This is a genomic window from Methylomonas sp. BW4-1 (assembly GCF_052474385.1).
Genome location: NZ_CP184125.1, coordinates 1,403,175 through 1,422,328 on the forward strand (window position 1 = coordinate 1,403,175; position 19,154 = coordinate 1,422,328).

A 19,154-nucleotide genomic window follows, 5' to 3' on the forward strand; every position below is an offset into this window, starting at 1 on the left:
TGATGGATGAAAATTCAGGACTTTAACACCGTCAAATAAGGCGAAATACCCAGCACTTTGGCGCCGACGATATTGGCAAGGGTCTGAATCAGTGCCGAAGTATCGTCCAATTTGTAATTGCCGGTGATGCGGGTTTGCGCCAGCTTAGCGTCGGTAATGACGATGGCGCCTGGATGGTAGCGATCCAGTTCCGTTATCACGTCTGCCAAAGTTCGATCTTGAAAGATCAGGCGGCCTTTTAGCCAGGCAAAGGTCTTACCGGTATCTATGTTGCTGATTTCCGCAACGCTGTGGGTATCGATCTCGGTATGTTGGCCGACGCTTAATTGTCGGTTTTGGCCTTGTTCGGCGCTACAAATCACCAAGCCGCTTTCGACATTCACTTGGGTAGTATCGCCGGTTTTGACGCTGAAACGGGTGCCGACCACCCGCACGGTTCCCTGTGCTGTCGTCACAATAAATGGCCGGTGTTTGTCGGCTTGCACCTCAAAATACGCTTCGCCGCTTAATAAGATTACGCCGCGCTGTTGGTCGGCGTAATCCAGTTTTACCGCGCTATCGGTATTGAGAACCAGCGCGGAACCGTCTGCCAGTATTACTCGGCGCTGTTCGCCGGTGGCGGTGGTAATGTCTGCTTGCCAGCGTTGCAACCAGCCGCTTGAAGCGAGGAACCAGCCGCTAATCAAGGTAATGCTGGCGGCTACAGCCCAGCGCCGAATTGTCGATTTACGCTGTGCGGGCGGCCGAAGTGGGATGCTGGCGTATTGGCTTAGGGCCGTGTTCAATGCCGGCGATTGCCAGAGTTGTACTACTTTGTCGTAAGCGGTTTGATGCGTGGGGTCGGCGGCTAACCAGCAGGCAAACTCGGCTTGATCGGCCGCACCGCTTTTATGGTCTTGTAAGCGGGCAAACCAGGCAAGTGCTTGATCTTGGACATTACCCGGCGATGGAACTTCCTGATCAAAACGTAAAGGCATGGCGGTTGGCGGATTAGGTAATGGGGCGAATTTTATCAGTATTGGTGCTGTGTTCAGGAAAATCAGTATGGCCTAAGTTAATGGCTAGTCTTGCCGGCTGGCTAATAAATGAGTTAGAGCTAACTGTACATTCTTCTCTACCGCGCTACGCGATATGCCGTAATAGGCGGCGATCCGCTCGTAATTCCAATGGTGAAATTTGTGCAACACCAGAATTTGCCTGCGCCGTTCGGGTAATTGCTCTAGCGCTGCCAGCATCAATGCCAGTTCTTGTTGATCGGACGCTTGCTGCTCGGGCGTCGGGGTATCGTCCGGCAAATTGTCCAGCAGCGATATATCGTCGTCTGTATCGGCCGTTTTTGAGTCGTCGGCGCGTTGGCGAATACGTTCTTTACGCAGATGATCCAGTGCCAGGTTTTTTGCGATTTGGTATAGAAACGGCCGCGGGTAACTGATGTCTTGGATTTCCAGGGCGTGCAGCATTTTTATGTAAGCTTCATGCGCCAAGTCTTCGGCGGTTTGCGGGCAGCCGACGATGCCGAAAATAGTGTGAATCAACGAATCGCGATGGCTCAAAAATAAATCGTCGATGTTGAAGGTGAGGCTGTTCATGGCGAAGACGTGTTTGGCGTGCTTGGAACCCGATAGAGCCGATTTACAGCAATATTTGAACCAATAAACAAGTGTGTTGATTTTGAAAGATAAAATCACATGGCACCCGGCGGCAGGGTATGGCATATGCCGTTTTAATAGGTGAAATGCCTGATTTATTTGCAATCAGAGTGGACGGGAGATGAGTGCTGGAAGTGCCCACAACTACACACTTTTTCTGCGAAAACTGCTAGTCTTATCACCTCGATTAAGCGGGTGGGGCCGAGCTTGGAACAGGATATAACAACAGATCTGCGGGTGTTGGAAAGTCATTTGGACGGTATGCTCAACCGCGTCCAGCATAACAGCCTGACCTTGAAACGATTGCAAAGCTTTGAAATGCGTTTACTGGGGCTTAGTTCGCTGGCGGAAATGATCGAGTTTATTCTCGGTGAAGCCAAGGCCCTGTTCGATTTGGACGTAATCAGCTTGTGTTTGATCGACCCTAAAAACGAAATCGCCGGTTACCTGGAAGTGGATAATTATAATTATCGGGACCGGGAAGGGCTGTTTTTAGCGAGTAGCGAATGGCAATTGCGGCATAGTTTTGGTCTCTCCGATCAGCCGTTTCTGGGCAGCTATCAAACCACGATTTGCGAGAAGTTTTTCTCCGAATCCAATCAACAAAAACCGGCGTCGGTGGTGATTGCGCCGCTGATTCGTCGGGATCGGTATTTGGGCTCGTTGAATCTGGGCAGTTATCACAACGAGCGTTTCATGCAGGGCATGGCGACCGATTTTGTCGAGCACATCGCCTCGGTCATCAGTATTTGCCTGGAAAACAATCTTAATGTCGAAACCATGCGGCGCACCAGTTTGGTCGATCCCTTGACCGGCGTGAACAATCGGCGGTTTTTGGAGCAGCGTATCGAGGAAGAGCTGGATCGCAGCCAACGCAATCGCGAACCTTTGTCCTGTCTATTTCTGGATATCGATTTTTTCAAACGCATCAACGACGGTTTTGGACACCAGGCCGGCGATCATGTACTGGCTGTCGTGGCCGGCATCATCAAGAAATTGCTGCGCAATAACGATGTGCTGGCGCGTTACGGCGGCGAGGAGTTTGTGGCTTTGCTGTCGCAATCCGATGAAAGTACGGCCTCAGAAATTGCCGAGCGGATTCGTTTGAGTATTGCTAATTTGCAGGTGGAGTATGGCGACCAAGCCATCCCGGTGACTATTTCGATTGGTGTGGCCACTTACCAACCCAGTCGTTCGCAGAAAAAGCCGGTCGCCGAGATTGCCTTGCAATTGGTGCAAACCGCCGATGCTGCCTTGTACGAAGCCAAACGTAAAGGCAGAAACCGTATTGAAAATGGCGGGTTGGTGTTAGTAACCGAGCCTGCTTAGTGGTAACCGTTGGGATTGTTTTTCTGCCAGCGCCAGGTGTCGGTCATCATTTGTTTTAAATCCCGCTCGGCTTTCCAACCTATTTTTGCTTCGGCCAGGCTGGGATCAGCGTAGCAGGCCGCGACATCGCCGGCTCTGCGTGGTGCGATTTTGTAGGGTACCGCTTGGCCCGTCACCTCAATGAAGCTATTGACCATTTCCAATACGCTGTAGCCGTTGCCGGTTCCTAGATTAACCGCGTCGCAAATCGCGGTATCGGCTGTTTTACCAAGCAGGTATTGCAAGGCTTTGATATGGCCTTGCGCTAGATCTACCACATGAATGTAATCGCGCACGCCGGTGCCGTCCTTGGTGGGGTAGTCGTTGCCGAACACCGACAGGACCGGTAATTTGCCGATGGCAACTTGCGATAAAAATGGCATCAGATTATTGGGTATACCGTTGGGATCCTCACCGATCAAACCGCTACTATGCGCGCCGATGGGGTTGAAATAGCGCAGTATTGCAAATTGCCAGGGCTGGCTGATGCCGTTCAGGCTGTCGGCATTGCTGACATCGCGCAGGATCTCCTCGATAAACAGTTTGGTACGGCCGTAAGGATTGGTGGCTTGCAGCGGGAAGCTTTCCAGAATCGGTACGCTGTGTGGATCGCCGTAAACGGTCGCCGACGAGCTGAATACCAATCTTTTCACTGCAAACTCGTCCATCGTTTCCAGCAACACTTGGGTGCCGTAGATGTTGTTGCGGTAATAGCTCAGGGGTTGCTGGCAGGATTCGCCGACGGCTTTCAGGCCGGCGAAATGAACCACCGCATCGATTTTATGTGCTTTAAAAATCTCGCGTAGCGCGGCTTGGTCGGTAATGTCGGCTTGATAGAAACCGGGTTTTTGTCCGGTAATGGTTTCGATACGTTTCAGCGATTCGATTTTGCTGTTACTCAGGTTGTCGACCACGATGACCTCGAAACCGTTATTCAGCAGTTCCACGCAGGTATGGCTGCCGATATAGCCGGCGCCGCCCGTCACTAAGATGGTGTGTGTCATCGTTTCATTCCCTATTAGCGTTCTAGGATGTCCAGTCCGGCTTCATCGGATACGACGCGCGGAATAGTGGATTCGGGGTCGCGGCGCAGGCCGGCAAAATCGAACAAGCTGGTATCGGCCATTTGCGACGGCGCGATATTTTGCAGGCTGGCGAAAATGGTCTCGATACGGCCGGGGAATTGTTTATCCCAACCATTGAGCATTTGTTTCATGGCCTTGCGTTGCAGGTTTTCTTGCGAACCGCACAGATTGCAAGGAATGATAGGAAACTGTTTGAATGCCGCGAAGCGGTTGATGTCTTTTTCCCGGCAATAAGCCAGCGGCCGTATGACGATGTTTTGTTTATCGTCACTCAGCAGCTTCGGCGGCATGGCTTTCAGCTTGCCGGCATAGAACATGTTCAGGAAGAAAGTCTCGATAATGTCGTCACGGTGATGGCCGAGGGCGATCTTGGTGATCTTATGTTCCTTGGCAAATCCGTACAGCGTGCCGCGACGTAGCCGAGAGCATAGGCTGCAAGTGGTTTGGCCTTCCGGGATGATGCGTTTGACGATGCTGTAAGTGTCGTGCTCGATGATGTGGTAGGGCACGCCTATCGATTGTAGATATTCCGGCAGCACATGTTCCGGAAAGCCTGGCTGCTTCTGATCCAGATTGACGGCAATAATCTCAAAATTGATTGGCGCGGTTTTCTGCAAGTTCAGCAGAATGTCCAACATGGTGTAAGAATCTTTGCCGCCGGACAGACACACCATGACCTTATCATCGGGCTCTATCATGTTGAAATCGGCGATGGCTTCGCCGACGCAACGTCTCAGGCGTTTTTGCAGCTTGTTAAACTGGGTACGGGATTTGTGTTCTGGATCGGACATGGATGTTGGAAAAGGCGGCTAAATGGATGTTTAGCCGCGCTTAATTTAGCCGTTATAGCGTTGGAAAATCAGCGTGGCGTTGGTGCCGCCAAAGCCGAAGCTGTTGGACATAATGGTGTTCAGCGTGACGTTATCCCGATATTCTCTAACGATAGGAATGCCGGCCGCGCCTGGATCGAGTTGGTTGATATTGGCGGAGGCGCTCAAGAAGTTTTCCTGCATCATCAGCAAGGAATAAATGGCTTCGTTGACGCCGGCCGCACCCAAGGCATGTCCGGTTAAAGATTTGGTTGAGCTGACTGCCGGTACGCCGTCAACACCAAACACTTCGCGCATCGCTTCCAATTCTCGGGTGTCACCCACCGAGGTGCTGGTGCCATGCGCGTTGATATAGTCGATTTTTTCATTAACGGTAGCCAAGGCTTGTTGCATGCAGCGCACCGCGCCTTCGCCGGAGGGTTGTACCATATCGTAGCCGTCAGATGTGGCGCCGTAGCCGACCAGTTCGGCATAGATTTTGGCGCCGCGGGTTTTGGCATGTTCCAGTTCCTCGATCACCAAAACACCTCCGCCGCCCGAGATGACGAAGCCGTCGCGGGTTTCGTCGTAAGGACGAGAGGCCGTTTCTGGCGTGTCGTTATATTTTGAGGACAAGGCGCCCATCGCGTCGAACATCACCGACATGGTCCAGTGCAGTTCTTCACCGCCGCCGGCGAACACAACGTCTTGTTTGCCTAATTGAATCAATTCCATCGCGTGGCCGATGCAGTGGGCGCTGGTCGCGCAAGCGGAACTGATGGAGTAGTTGACACCTTTGATTTTGAAAGGCGTCGCCAGACAGGCCGTGTTGGTACTGGACATGGCGCGTGTCACCATGTACGGACCGACTTTTTTCACGCCTTTCGAGCGCAGAATGTCGGCGGAATCGACCAGATTGGACGTTGACGGCCCGCCTGAGCCCATCACTAAGCCGGTGCGGATATTGGACACTTGCGACTCTTCCAGGCCGGAGTCGGCAATAGCCTGCTCCATAGCCAGGTAGTTGTATGCGGCACCGTCGCCCATAAAGCGTTTAACTTTACGGTCTATCGCTTCATCCAGATCAATATTAACCGGGCCGTGTACATGGCTGCGAAAGCCCATTTCGGCATAGACCGGTGCGTGAACGATACCGGAACGGCCGGCGCGTAAAGAATCAACCACTTCGTCCCGGTTGTTGCCGATGCTGGAAACTATCCCTAAACCTGTTACAACGACGCGCTTCATGATGGTTTCCTTAGAAATCTTGGGTGGAAGTGAATAAACCGACTCGTAAATCGGTCGCCTCGTAGATTTGTTTGCCATCGACTTCCATCGTCGCATCGGCGATGCCCATGACCAATTTACGTAGAATCACGCGCTTCAAGTCGATTTTATAAGTCACTTTTTTGGCTGTCGGCAGCACTTGGCCGGTGAATTTAACTTCGCCGCAACCCAGCGCGCGGCCTTTGCCAGGGCCGCCCAGCCAGCATAAATAAAAACCGACCAATTGCCACATCGCGTCCAAACCCAGACAGCCCGGCATGACCGGGTCGCCTTGAAAGTGGCAATCAAAAAACCATAATTCGGGGGTAATATCCAACTCGGCGATGATTTCGCCCTTGCCGTATTTGCCGCCTTCATCGGAAATATGGACGATGCGGTCCATCATCAGCATATTGGGAAGCGGTAGCTGCGCGTTGGTCGGACCGTATAATTCACCTCGGCCGGACATTAATAATTCTTCGCGCGTGAAACTGTGCTGCTTCTCCATCTTGATTTTTACCTGGTTGGTGGGTTCAAAAACTGCGGCATTATCTAATAATCGGCTTAAAAAATCAGCTCAATTTTTAGCCGGGCATGACCTCGCGCATTAGATCGTCGATCTTTAAGCTGTCGCGTTGCAGCCGTTGTTGGTAGATCAAGCTATACATTAACACCGATGCAACATACCCCCGAGTCTCCTTGTAAGGGATGTTTTCAATCCAGATGTCGGCCGGCAAAGCTCGGTTTTCCGGTAGCCAGCGCTTCACTTTATTGGCGCCGGCGTTATAGGCGGCCGTGGCTAGTGCGACGTGGCCATTGAATTGACGCAAGAGTTTTTTGAAATAAAACGTCCCGTATTTGACATTGAGTTCCGGTTTAAACAGGCTGTAATCGCTATCCCAACTATCGCGCATTTCGGCGGCAATTTGCCGGCCGGTGTTTGGCATGATCTGCATCAAACCTTTAGCGCCAGCCGGCGAATCGGCCAATTCATCGAACGCGCTTTCCTGGCGGATCAAGCCCAAAATTAAACCCGGGTCCAATTGTTGTGCGGCGGCGTTACTTTGGATGGGCTGGATATAGGTCAGCGGAAAGCGTAGATTGACGTCGTCCCATTGATTAGCTTTGGCTATAGTGGCAATCGCCAAAGCCGGACAATTGGCTTGTTGGGCCAGTTTTGCGGCGACGGGTAGCTGGCGACTATCCAGTTTGGCTATCGCGTACCACCATTGGCGTTTGGCTTCCGGTTTTCTGTCGATAGCGAGTAGTTCGGAAAATACCTGGAAATCCGGTCGATTTTGTAAAGTCTCGAGGTCGCTGCTTGATATCGTCAAAGGCCTGTCCACCAGTTCAATGGCTTGCCTTAATCTGCCGGCGGCCAGAAAACCGTAGAAACTGCGATTTTTTGCCAATTGTTGGAACAAGGCATTGGCTGCTGCGCTCTGGCCGGTTTCCGCCAAGCCGCGAGCTTGCCAGTACTGCCATTTTTCCTGAGATTTTTCATCGTCGTTAAGGCCGGTAATCGCCACAGCGACGTCTTGCCAGTTCTGCATATTCAATGCGGCTCTGACTCGCCATTCCCGGGCCGATTCGTCGCTGTTTTCAAGTTGCGACAAGCGGGCGTAAGCGCGGCTGTCGTGTTTTAAGGCCAAGGCGATAGCGATACGTTTTTCGATAAAAGCGGCGATTGCCGGCGTAATGGCGATTTGCGATTTATGACTGTCCCAAGTCGTCATGGCCGTTTCGACATTGGTTTCCAGCCAGCGGTCAATCGCATGGGCAAACAGTTCTCCGGCTTGCTCAGGGTTCTCGCGCCAGCCTGTATCAGCAATAACGGTTTCCGGCTGTCGGTGCAGTTTTAACCAGGTATTGGCCAGCTTGAGTTCCGTGCCACTGAAAAATCGGGTCAAGTAGCTGGCCAGGCTTTGGTTGTCACGTTTGAGGGCGGCGTGAAATCGTTGGTTGATCAGTTCCTTATTAAAATACGGCGATGATTTATAAGCTTCGAACAGGACTTCGCAATTATCCGGCTGCGATTTACCGCTTAACCATAAAGTGCGGGCTTGATTGAAGGCTTCCACGGCTTGGCCGGTTTGCAATTGAGCCAGGCCGGCGTAGCATTGCGCCTCGGGATCGTCACTGCCTTGATAATTATTCAACAGCACTAGCCACTGCTGCTTTTTACCCAAAGCCAGCAACCACTTTTGCCGCAGCCCGGCCGCGTAACGGCTGGCGGCGTGCTCGTTTAAAAACTGCTTGATGTCGGCGTCGGCGTCCAAATGATTTTTTAACCATTGGTATTGCAGATAAGGATATAGCGGGTAGCCTTTTAGGTTTGAAGCCAGCGCGAAATATTCGGCATCGCGATTCTGGTCAAGTGCTTGCTCGGCACGCAAAAATAGCTGACGTTGGCTCGCCAAAGAGATTTCATCCGCCTGGGCACTGTTCGGTAAAACGCCGGTCAGAGCGGCAAGCAGTAAAAAACACGGGATAACATGCATATCAATTTCCACGACAGCCGAGACTAAACACCAAGCAAGAAGTTTTTGCAAAGTGGGTCGGACCATTATAATCGTTAAACTTCATCGAATTTGTTTCATTACCTTGAAAACCTTACAGCGCGCGGCGCAAGCCGAATATTCCTGGCAGTATATTTACAGCATCGCTAAGCAGCATAAAAAACAACTGATCAACGGGCATTTGGTCGCCATCTTGGCAACAGTTGCCAGCGTACCGGTACCCTTATTGATGCCCTTATTGGTAGACGAGGTTTTGCTGAACCATCCGGGCGTGGTGCTGAACAGCCTCAACCCGTGGCTGCCCGGCGAGTGGCAGCAACCTGCCATTTACATTGCCATTATTTTGCTACTGAGCTTGCTGTTGCGCTTGTTTGCCTTGGTGCTAAACATTATGCAGACTCGGCAGTTTTCCAATATTGCCAAGGATGTGATTTTTCGCATTCGCGAAAGTTTGGTGAAACATTTGCAACACATCTCGATGTCCGAGTATGAAAGCCTGGGCAGCGGTACGGTCAGTTCGCACATGGTGACCGACCTCGATACGCTGGATAATTTTATCGGCACCACGATCAGTAAATTATTGGTGGCAGTTCTGACCGTGTTCGGTACCGCTTTAATTCTGCTGTGGATGCACTGGCAATTGGGTTTATTCATTATCTTTTTGAACCCGCTGGTAATTTACCTGGCGAGGGCCGTTGGTTCCAGGGTGAAGGAACTCAAAGCCAATGAAAACAAAGCCTACGCGATATTCCAGCAAGCTTTGAGCGAAACGCTGGAGGCGATTCATCAAATCCGCGCCAGCAACCGCGAGGAGCACTATTGCCGGCAGTTGATCGGCAGCGCACTGGCGGTTAAAAACCACTCGACCATCTATGCCTGGAAAAGCGATGCCACGGTACGTTTAAGCTTTTTGACCTTTCTATTTGGCTTCGATATTTTCCGCGCAACAGCGATGCTGATGGTGCTGTATTCCAATCTGACCATAGGCGAAATGCTGGCGGTATTCGGTTATCTGTGGTTCATGATGGCGCCGGTGCAGGAGATATTAAGCATTCAGCAGTCTTTTTATGCCGCCAAAGCCGCGTTGGCCCGCGTCAACCAGCTGACCCTGTTGCAGCGCGAACCGTATTATCCGCATTTGCAAAACCCGTTTATCGGGCGTAAAACCGTGTCGGTCAGCGTCAAGAATTTGCATTTTAGTTACAAGGACGAACCGGTACTGAACGGTATTAATTTGACTATACCGGCCGGTGAGAAAATTGCCCTGGTCGGTGCCAGTGGCGGTGGCAAATCGACGCTGGCGCAAACTTTGATCGGTTTATATCCGCCGGGCAGCGGTATGATTTATTTCGACGGCGTGCCGCTGAACCGGATAGGCTTGGATGTGGTGCGCGAACATGTCGCGACCGTTTTACAGCATCCCGCTTTGCTAAACGATACGATACGCGCCAATCTGACCTTGGGCCGGGAGATTGCCGATGCTGAATTGTGGCGAGCTTTGGAGATTGCGCAAATGAAGTCGACCGTGGAAGAACAGCCGCAGGGTTTAGATACCGTGGTGGGCAGGCAGGGTATGCGCTTATCCGGCGGCCAACGGCAACGGCTGGCCATCGCCCGGATGATAGTCAGCCAGCCGGCAGTGGTGATTCTCGACGAAGCCACATCGGCGCTGGACAGCGAAACCGAGTATAAACTGCACCAAGCCTTGAGCACCTTTCTGGAAGGCCGTACTACCATCATCATTGCGCATAGGCTCAGTGCGGTGAAACAGGCTGATCATGTGTATGTCTTTGAACAAGGCCAGATTTGCGAACAAGGCAAACACGATTCCCTGATTCAACAAAACGGTTTGTACGCCAAACTTTACGGTGATTATCAATAGTGTCGGAATTATACGATTTACACAGTCATTCCACCGCGTCCGACGGCGCGTTGTCGCCCACCGAACTGGTGTTGCGTGCTCAACAGCAGGGCGTTACTGCGCTGGCTTTGACCGACCACGATACAACTGCCGGCTTACAAGAAGCGACCGAAGCCGCCGCACAAGCGGGCATCCGCTTGATTCCCGGCATCGAACTGTCGGCCAGTTTTGAAAGCCATTGTCTGCACATCGTCGGTTTAAATATCGATCCACAGCATCCGGGCTTACTCGACGGTATTGCCAAGCAACAATGGATTCGCGACCAACGCGCACAAAAAATTGCCGAAAAACTGGCTAAGAAGGGCATAGCCGATGCCTATCCCACGTTAAGGCAAATCGCCGGTAACGGCGAAATCACCCGCCTGCATTTTGCCGATTTTCTGGTTAATCAAGGTGTGGTCGAAACCCAGCAGGATGCCTTTGATCGTTATTTGAGCAAGGGCAAGCCGGCTTATGTACCAACGGTTTGGGCCGGTCTGGCCGATTGTGTCGGCTGGATTCGGGCCGCCGGCGGTGTGGCGGTGTTGGCGCATCCCTTGCGTTACAAACTCAGTAGCAAATGGATTAACAAAGCATTGGTGGCATTCAAGGCGGCAGGCGGGCAGGGCATCGAAGTGGTGACGGGTCGGGCCAGCGTCGACGATATTCGCTTAAGTTATCTGCATGCCAGCAAACATCAATTGCATGCGTCGATGGGCTCGGATTTTCATGCGCCGGGCAATCAATGGCTGGAGCTGGGGCGTCTGGCGGCCTTGCCGGACGGCGCGGCGCCGATTTGGCAGTTATTTTAACCAGGCGTAAACAACCGGGCGAATTCGTCGGCGGGCAAGGGTTGATTCCAATAAAAACCCTGCGCTTTGCGGCAGCCGAGTTGGTGCAGTTGCTCGGCTTGCTCCTTGGTTTCCACGCCTTCGGCCAAGGTCAGCAGGCCCAGCGTATCACCCAATTGCAAGATGGCTTTGACGATAGCGGTGTCTTCGGCTTTGCCTGAGGTTAAATCCCGGATAAATGATTGATCGATTTTTAGTTTGTTCACCGCAAAGCGCTTCAAATAACTCAGTGAGGAATAACCGGTGCCGAAATCGTCGATGGCAAAGCTCACCCCCAAGGCGCGCAACTGGGCAATCGTATTGATGACGGCATTGGTATCGAACATCAGGACCGATTCGGTTAACTCCAGCTCTAAATAATGCGGTTCCAGTCCGGATTCCGCCAATGCGCTTTGCACCGACTCCAGTAAGTTGCCGCGCTTGAACTGTAGGGCCGAGATGTTGACGGTAACCAGCAGTTTCATACCGGCGTCGTGCCAAAGCTTGTTTTGCTTACAGGCTTCGCGTAACACCCAGTCGCCTATCGGTACGATCATGCCGTTGTCTTCGGCGATAGGAATGAACTTGGCCGGCGGGATCATCGGGCTGTTTTCCGGTTGCCAGCGCAGCAAGGCTTCCGCGCCGATCACCGTGTTGTTGTGTATGGAATATTGCGGCTGATAATGCAAGCGAAGTTCTTTGCGCTTCAAAGCCATGCGCAGACCGTTCTCGATATTCATCCGCTCGATAGACGCCAGGTTCATATCGTTGGAAAAGAAGCGGAAGGTATTGCGGCCTTCGTTTTTCGCCGAATACATTGCCGTGTCGGCTTTGTTGAGTAAACCGTGAAAATTCAGGCCGTCATTGGGATACAAACTGACGCCTATGCTGAAGGAGGTGCAAAGGGTGACGCCTTCGATGACAAAGGGTTGCGTCAGTTGATCGAGAATTTTCAGCACAATTTGCGTGATTGCGTCGATGTCGGGAATGTCGGTGAGGATAATGATGAATTCATCGCCGCCTTGCCGGCAAACCGTATCCACCTCGCGCACGCATTGCACCAGACGCTCGGCGATGCCTTGCAGTAAGCGGTCGCCGACGTCGTGCCCCATCGTGTCGTTAATATTCTTAAAATGATCCAGGTCCAGAAACAGTAAGCCGACCAGGGTGTTGTTACGCACGGCATGGGCCATGGCCTGGTCGAAGCGGTCGCGCAACAAGGTGCGATTGGGCAGGTTGGTGAGCGGATCGTGACGTGCCAGATATTCGATTTGGGCTTCGGCGGCCTTGCGCTCGGTAATGTCCGAAAAAATGCCGATGTAATGGCTGATGGCGCCATGGGTGTTATACATCGCGGAAATACCTAGCCACGCGGGATAAGATTCGCCGTTCTTGCGGGTATCCCAAATTTCGCCTTGCCAGTAGCCGTTTTCGCGCAAGGCCTGCCAGATACGTTGATAGTGGTTGAGGTCAAGATGACGCGCATCGAGAATGGAGGGCGTTTGCTGTAGCACCTCTTCGGCTCTGTAACCGGTAATCGTCGTGTAGGCCTGATTGCTGGACACGATGCGGGTATCCGGATCGCACAGGAAAATAGCCTCGCCGCTGTTTTCGAACACTTTGGCCAGCAAATTCAGGCGTTCGGCTGCCGTTTTACTGTCGGTGATGTCGGTGTGGGTGCCCAGCATGCGCACTGGCTGATGATTGGCATCGCGTTCGACGATACTGCCTATCGATAATATCCATTTCCAGCTATCGTCGGCGCAACGCTGCCGATATTCCAGGCGATATTCTGCCAGTTCCCCGGCGATGTACTGCCGGTAGGCGTCGGAAACGCGCTGCCGGTCATCGGGATGCAAGCGCATGATCCAGCTGTCGATAGTGGCGTCGAAATCGGCTGGGTTGTAGCCGAGCATGCTGGCATATTCGGCGTTGATGATCATGGCCCCGGTTTGCGGATTGATGTCATAAAAACCTTGTTTGGCTGCCTGCATGGATAGCCGCAAGCGTTCCTCGCTATCGGCAAGGGCTTGCTGCGTGCTGCGCATTTCGGTGATGTCGTGCGCCAGGCCGTTCACCGCAACCACTCGGCCATGGTCGTCGAACATGGGCGACTCATTGAGGCTGAGTACACGCAGACTGCCATCCTTGCTGCGTACTTCCACTTCGTAGTTCGGTGGTTTGATGCCCGCCAGGCATTGCTCGGTGTAGGTCCTGGCAAGCCGATTGATCGGGTTGTTGGTCGTTATATCGAAGCAGTCGCAATGTAGTTCGTCGGGTTTGTAGCCGAGGATATGCTCCACCGAAGGACCTAGGTAAGTAAAAATACGCTCGGTATTGTGAGAATACAGGAAGTATTCGTTACCGATGCTTTCCACCAAATCCCGAAAGCGTTGCTCGCTTTGCTTGAGTAGCGTTTGTTGCTCTATAAGACGTTGTGTAGTGCGGTGCGAGCGCAGCACATAGCTGATGCGATGCGGCAACAGCGGCCATTGGATGGGTTTGCCGATAAAGTCGGTAGCCCCCAGCCGAAAGGCGTCTTCCACCGCTTGCGTATCCTCGATAGCCGTCATCATGACAATCGGCACCGATTTGTCGCTGGCGGCACGCATGCCTTGTAAACAACTGAAACCATCCATCTCCGGCATCATCACGTCCAGCAGCACCAAATCCGGCTCGGCGGCGATAAATTGTTCCAATCCGGTTCGGCCGTTGTCGGTTTCGATCAGTTCGTAGCCGTCGGCTTGCAAGATTTGCCTGACCAGCAGACGGACCATCGGATCGTCGTCGACTAACAGGATGCGCGGCTTGGCGGACATGTCAGACTTTGTCGGCTAACAAGCGTTGCGCATTGAATGCACGGACAAATGCGGCAAATTCATTGGCGGGCATGGGCTTGTTGTACAAAAAGCCTTGCACTACCTCGCAACCGCTATCCAGCAGGAAGTTGGCTTGATCTTCATTCTCCACGCCCTCCGCGACCACTTCCAGCGACAGCGCGTCGGCCAAAGCCAATATTGCCGCGGTAATCGCCATGTCGTCTTCATTGTGCGGAAGATCGCGGACAAAGCAATGATCGACTTTCAATTCCGAGATAGGCAGTTTTTTCAAATAAGACAAGGATGAATAACCGGTGCCGAAATCGTCGATACTGATTTTGACGCCCAGGGCTTGTAATTCCCGCAAGGTTATTAAAGCGTCGTCGATATGGTCGAGCAAGATGGTTTCGGTCAGTTCCAGCTTAAGGTAGCGAGGTTCCAGGCCGATGCCGGTCAATACGTCGCGGACGTGATTACCAAAGCCGTATTGTCGGAATTGAGTCGCCGATACATTCACCGCCATGATCAGCCCTTGGCTCAGTCCTGATTGTTGCCAATCCAAAGTTTGCCGGCTGGCATTTTCCAGCACCCAATCGCTGATTTGGGCAATCAAGCCGGAATCTTCGGCAATGGGAATAAATTGCGACGGGCCGATCAAACCCAGTTCCGGGTGCTGCCAGCGAATCAAGGCCTCGCAGCCGACGACTTGCTGGCGGCGGATATTAATTTTGGCTTGATAGTAAAGCTGCAATTCATGGCGTTCTATGGCGCGGCGCAGACTGTTTTCCATCGCCAGTTTATGAAACGCGGCAACATTTAGCGATTTACTGAAAAACTGATAATTATTATGGCCGTGTTCGCTGGCATGGTTCATCGCAAACTCGCCGTTTTTGATGAAGCTGTCTTCATCCTGACCGTCGCCCGGATAGACCGCGATACCGATATTGATACCCAGAAACAGTTCGGTGTTCTCCACCGTAAAAGCGTGCTGCATCGCCTGAAAAATCCGCTTAGCCACTTTGACGCTATCGCGCGTGTCCTCGATACGATTCAGCAACACGGTAAATTCGTTACCGCCCAGCCGGGAGACCGTCATGTCCGCCAAATCGTAATCGGCGTTGATGGAAATGTAGTCGCAATCCCGCACTTCGGCCAGCAAGCGCTCTGCGAACAATTTCAACACCTGGTCGCCGATTTTGGGGCCCAGGGTTTCGTTGATGCGTTTGAAACGATCAATACTGATAAATAAAGTGGAAATGACCGTACCGTAGCGCGTGCAATAGGCCATTGCTTGCGCCAGAACTTCTTTGAACAGCGTCCGGTTGGGCAGGCCGGTTAGCGGGTCGTAGTAAGATAAAAGCCTTACCCGTTCTTCTATGTGCCGGCGTTCGGTAATATCTTGCAGCGTACCGTGAATATGACTTACCTGCCCATCGGCGATCACGGGTTTGCCTTGAATATGAATCACTTGGTTGGCGCCATCGCGACGAGTAATCGATAATTCCAGGCGAAAACTGCGTCGGTTTTTGACGCAAAGATCAATGGCTTGTTGCAGTTTGCCGACTTCCGATGGCTGCATGGATTTGTATAAGTCGCGGCATTTATGTTCGAACGATGAGCGATTCGTGCCGAGGATATTAAAGACTTCTTCCGACCATTGCATGTTGTCGTCGGCAATAGACCAGTACCAACTGCCCAGTTGCGCAATTTTTTGCGCTTGGCGCAGTGCCGCTTCGCTTCGGGCCAGTTCTTCTAACGTGGCGACCGAGCGCAGCAAGTAACGTAAGCGGTGCGGTAAGGTCGGCCAATTGAGCGGTTTGGAGATAAAGTCGGTCGCGCCCAATTGAAAGGCGCGATTGACCGATTCCAGGTCGTCCATGCCGGTCAGCATCACGACGGGCAGCAGGCTGTTGCCGGGCATGTTTTTGATGGCTTGCAGGCAGTCGAAGCCGTTGAGGTCCGGCAACATGACATCCAGCAATACCAGATTGGGCCGTTCGCTGGCTGCTAATGCCAAGCCTTGCTTGCCGCTAGCCGCGCAAATGACATCAAACGCTTCTCTTTGCAGAATTTCTTGCAACATCAGACGCACCATATCGTCGTCGTCTATCGCTAAAATCAGGCTGCGGGCAGGTAATCGTTGCATTATGAGGGTTTGAGTTGCGAAAGCCGCTGGAGAATTTCTTTATATTCTGTTTGCAGGCTTTCGGCAACCCGGCTATCGAATTGCAAAGTGTTGTGCCGCGCTGCATGTTCAAGCGTACGGGCCAGTTCCGACAGGTTTAGTGCGCCGATGTTGGCCGCGGCCGATTTTAGACTATGCGCGGCATGCCGCACTGTTTCCGTATTGCGTTCCAACAGGCCGGAGCGGAGTGTGGCGATATGTTGCTCGGCATTCGTCCTAAACAAGGCCAAGACGTCGTCGACCAGCGCGCTGCCACCAATTTCCCGCAAGGTATTCAGTGCGGCCGGGTCTAGAGTAGCGGCAGTGGCTTTGATCTCGGGAGCGGCTGTATTGAGGGCGGTTGTGGGCAGCGGGGCTGCCAACGCCTGGATTTTGTCTTGCAAGGTTTTTTGTAAAAACGGTTTACTCAGATAATCATCCATACCGGCCTGCAAACAGCGTTCGCGATCACCTTCCATGGCGTTGGCGGTGAGGGCGATAATGGGGATTCGAGGCAAATTGCGGCTGCTTTCCCGATTGCGGATGTATTGGGTTGCAGTGTAACCGTCCATGACCGGCATCATGCAATCCATCAGGATGAGATCGACCGGCTCGCGGTCGATAATATCCAGCACTTCCCGGCCGTTATTCGCCAGAGACAGGGTGTAGCCCAACTGGCGCAACATGGCGCTGCAAACTTTCTGGTTGACCGGATTGTCTTCGGCCAACAGTATTCGAATGGCGCCGGCAGCAGAAGCCGGCGCACTGAACGATTGCGGTTTTTGCGAAATCAGCCCGAGCAGCGCATCGTGCAGGGTGCGTCTGTGCAGGGGCTTGTGAAGGTACAGATCGCAGGCGCTGCCGCGAATTTTGGCTAATACGTCCTCATCGTTGCTGGACGTAATGATGACGATGCGGATATTGGCAAATCGCCGGTCTATACGAATCCGTTGGGTTAATTCGACGCCGTTCATGCCCAGCATTTTCATGTCCAGCACGGCAATATCGAAGAACAGGCCCAAGTGTGCCGACTGATCGAGAATTTCCAAGGCGTGAGCGCCATTTTTGGCGACGCGGGTAAACATGCCAAAAACAGTCAAATGATTTTCCAGGATTTTTGCATTGGTGGGGTTATCTTCCACCAATAAGACCTGCTTGCCTTGCAGATCGTTGCCCGGCAAGCTTGCAGGCAGGGCTTGGCTAGCTTGGCGGAGCGGGATATGCAGGGTAAATACCGAGCCGCTGTTCGCACGGCTTTGCACTTGGATATTGCCGCCCATCAATTCGCTTAGTTCCTTGCTGATGGCCAATCCCAGACCGGTGCCGCCGTATTTGCGGGTGGTGGAGCCGTCGGCTTGACTAAAAGATTTGAATAGCCTGGCTTGAGTGTCCGGGCCGATGCCGATGCCGGTGTCGCTGATACAAAACTCCAGGCACATGCCATCAGCGGATGGGCAGCGATCCGATTCGGCCACATTCACTTGCATTTTCACCGAGCCGGCTTCGGTAAATTTGATGGCGTTGGATAACAAGTTGGTGAGTATTTGCCGTAAGCGATAAGGATCGCCTCTGACGTCGCGCGGCACCCGCTTATCGACGGTGCACACCAGTTCGATGTTTTTGCTGCTGGCGCGTTCGAAGAACAAGGCAGCGAGTTGGTCGGTAAGATTGATCAAATTAAAATCGATTTCTTCCAATTCAAGCTTGCCCGCTTCGATTTTGGAAAAGTCCAGAATATCGTTAATCACGGTCAGCAAAGAATCGGCGGAACTGAACACGGTTTCGGCGTATTGGCGTTGCGTGGTGTCCAGGTCGGTGCCCAACAGCAATTCGGTCATGCCCAGCACGCCGTTCATGGGGGTGCGGATTTCGTGGCTCATAGTTGCCAGGAATTGCGACTTGGCGATATTGGCGGCTTGGGCGTCGACGACGGCCTGCCGCAGGTCGGCGGTACGCAGATCGACTTGTTTTTCCAGGTTGCCGCGCTGATTTTCCAGTTCGGCATCGCGTTGTTGTACCCGCTCTATCATCTGGTTGAAGCTTCTTACCAGTTGGCCGATTTCATCTTCGCCTTCACCTTGGGCGCGCACCATGTAGTTGTTGTCCCTGGATACCTGTTTGGCCAGGGACGACAGCCTGATCAGCGGTGCGGCGATCGATTCCGCCAAGCGCCGGCCGAAAAAAACCGCCAGAATAAACGACACCACCATCACCAAAAAAATTTGGCCCAGACTGATAATCACCATACGCCACATGGGCTTTAAGTCGAGCTGCAAGCGTAAGGTGCCGATCACGTCGCCGTTATCGTCGGGTAAGGGGTTTAAAATGACTTGGCTCAATATCCGCAAACCCTGGTTGCGTTGTTGTTGTTCCGCATCGCTCAAGGTGGCGGGGAAACTGTCCGGTGCAGCCTTGGCCGGGTAATGGGCGAAAATTTCGCCGTCATTTTTGTAGAGTTGCGCGGAGATGACTTCGGATTTGCCGCGTAAGGTGGCCAGGATCTCGGTGCCGGTTTTGGTGTCGCCAAACAGCAGCGCAGCGTTGGCGTTAAAACCGATCATTTTGCCGAGCGAACGCACTTCCATTGACAGTTCGCGCCGCTCCTGCCAGATATGCGTCATGCTGGTAATTAACAAGGTAAACAGCAGAGCCAATGCCAAAGTGATGGCTTGCAAGCGTTGCAGCTTGTAGGTCATCGGCAGATTGGCCAGTTTGTCGCGAATCATGGGTGGCGTCGAGATGTCA

13 protein-coding genes are annotated in these 19,154 nt (G+C 52.7%); 3 read left to right on the forward strand and 10 right to left on the reverse strand.

Features of this window, described 5'->3' with window-relative positions:
• Positions 1-14: 14 nt before the first annotated feature.
• Both ACH5Y9_RS06555 and ACH5Y9_RS06560 read right to left on the reverse strand, forming a co-directional pair.
• Positions 15-977, reverse strand: a complete 963-nt coding sequence (locus tag ACH5Y9_RS06555) for a FecR family protein (protein WP_445368997.1) — start codon at positions 975-977, stop codon at positions 15-17.
• Between the two features lie 84 nt (positions 978-1,061).
• On the reverse strand, positions 1,062-1,589 hold the full coding sequence (locus tag ACH5Y9_RS06560; RefSeq protein WP_445368998.1) for an RNA polymerase sigma factor: 528 nt from the start codon (positions 1,587-1,589) through the stop codon (positions 1,062-1,064).
• Between the two features lie 267 nt (positions 1,590-1,856).
• Between ACH5Y9_RS06560 and ACH5Y9_RS06565 the strand changes: the two genes are divergently transcribed.
• On the forward strand, positions 1,857-2,978 hold the full coding sequence (locus tag ACH5Y9_RS06565; protein WP_445368999.1) for a DUF484 family protein: 1,122 nt from the start codon (positions 1,857-1,859) through the stop codon (positions 2,976-2,978).
• On the opposite strand, the gene galE is transcribed toward ACH5Y9_RS06565, so the two are convergent.
• The 5 genes from galE to ACH5Y9_RS06590 form a co-directional block, all read right to left on the reverse strand.
• Positions 2,975-4,021 (reverse strand): UDP-glucose 4-epimerase GalE, encoded by a 1,047-nt coding sequence (gene galE / locus ACH5Y9_RS06570; protein ID WP_445369000.1) that lies wholly within the window; start codon positions 4,019-4,021, stop codon positions 2,975-2,977. The genes ACH5Y9_RS06565 and galE overlap by 4 nt on opposite strands.
• Before the next feature lie 14 nt (positions 4,022-4,035).
• Positions 4,036-4,893, reverse strand: a complete 858-nt coding sequence (ttcA, locus tag ACH5Y9_RS06575; protein WP_445369001.1) for a tRNA 2-thiocytidine(32) synthetase TtcA — start codon at positions 4,891-4,893, stop codon at positions 4,036-4,038.
• 45 nt (positions 4,894-4,938) lie between these two features.
• Positions 4,939-6,159: a beta-ketoacyl-ACP synthase I gene (gene fabB, locus ACH5Y9_RS06580; RefSeq protein WP_445369002.1), complete on the reverse strand. Its 1,221-nt coding sequence runs from the start codon at positions 6,157-6,159 to the stop codon at positions 4,939-4,941.
• A 10-nt stretch (positions 6,160-6,169) separates the two neighbouring features.
• Positions 6,170-6,685: a 3-hydroxyacyl-[acyl-carrier-protein] dehydratase FabA gene (gene fabA, locus ACH5Y9_RS06585; protein WP_033156420.1), complete on the reverse strand. Its 516-nt coding sequence runs from the start codon at positions 6,683-6,685 to the stop codon at positions 6,170-6,172.
• Positions 6,686-6,761: 76 nt separating this feature from the next.
• Positions 6,762-8,678, reverse strand: coding sequence for a transglycosylase SLT domain-containing protein (locus ACH5Y9_RS06590; RefSeq protein WP_445369003.1), 1,917 nt, complete (start codon positions 8,676-8,678; stop codon positions 6,762-6,764).
• Between the two features lie 103 nt (positions 8,679-8,781).
• On the opposite strand from ACH5Y9_RS06590, the gene ACH5Y9_RS06595 reads away from it, so the two are divergent.
• Complete coding sequence (locus tag ACH5Y9_RS06595) at positions 8,782-10,578, forward strand: ABC transporter ATP-binding protein (protein ID WP_445369004.1); 1,797 nt, start codon at positions 8,782-8,784, stop codon at positions 10,576-10,578.
• Positions 10,578-11,408, forward strand: a complete 831-nt coding sequence (locus ACH5Y9_RS06600) for a PHP domain-containing protein (RefSeq protein WP_445369005.1) — start codon at positions 10,578-10,580, stop codon at positions 11,406-11,408. The genes ACH5Y9_RS06595 and ACH5Y9_RS06600 overlap by 1 nt, the downstream gene beginning before the upstream one ends.
• Here the strand turns inward: ACH5Y9_RS06600 and ACH5Y9_RS06605 are convergent.
• The 3 genes from ACH5Y9_RS06605 to ACH5Y9_RS06615 are packed head-to-tail and all read right to left on the reverse strand — an operon-like array spanning position 11,405 to position 19,135.
• Complete coding sequence (locus ACH5Y9_RS06605; RefSeq protein ID WP_445369006.1) at positions 11,405-14,245, reverse strand: EAL domain-containing protein; 2,841 nt, start codon at positions 14,243-14,245, stop codon at positions 11,405-11,407. The genes ACH5Y9_RS06600 and ACH5Y9_RS06605 overlap by 4 nt on opposite strands.
• A 1-nt stretch (position 14,246) precedes the next feature.
• A complete protein-coding gene (locus ACH5Y9_RS06610; protein WP_445369007.1) occupies positions 14,247-16,391 on the reverse strand; it encodes a two-component system response regulator in 2,145 nt (714 codons plus the stop codon).
• Positions 16,391-19,135: a response regulator gene (locus ACH5Y9_RS06615; protein WP_445369008.1), complete on the reverse strand. Its 2,745-nt coding sequence runs from the start codon at positions 19,133-19,135 to the stop codon at positions 16,391-16,393. The genes ACH5Y9_RS06610 and ACH5Y9_RS06615 overlap by 1 nt, the downstream gene beginning before the upstream one ends.
• Between the last annotated feature and the right edge of the window lie 19 nt (positions 19,136-19,154).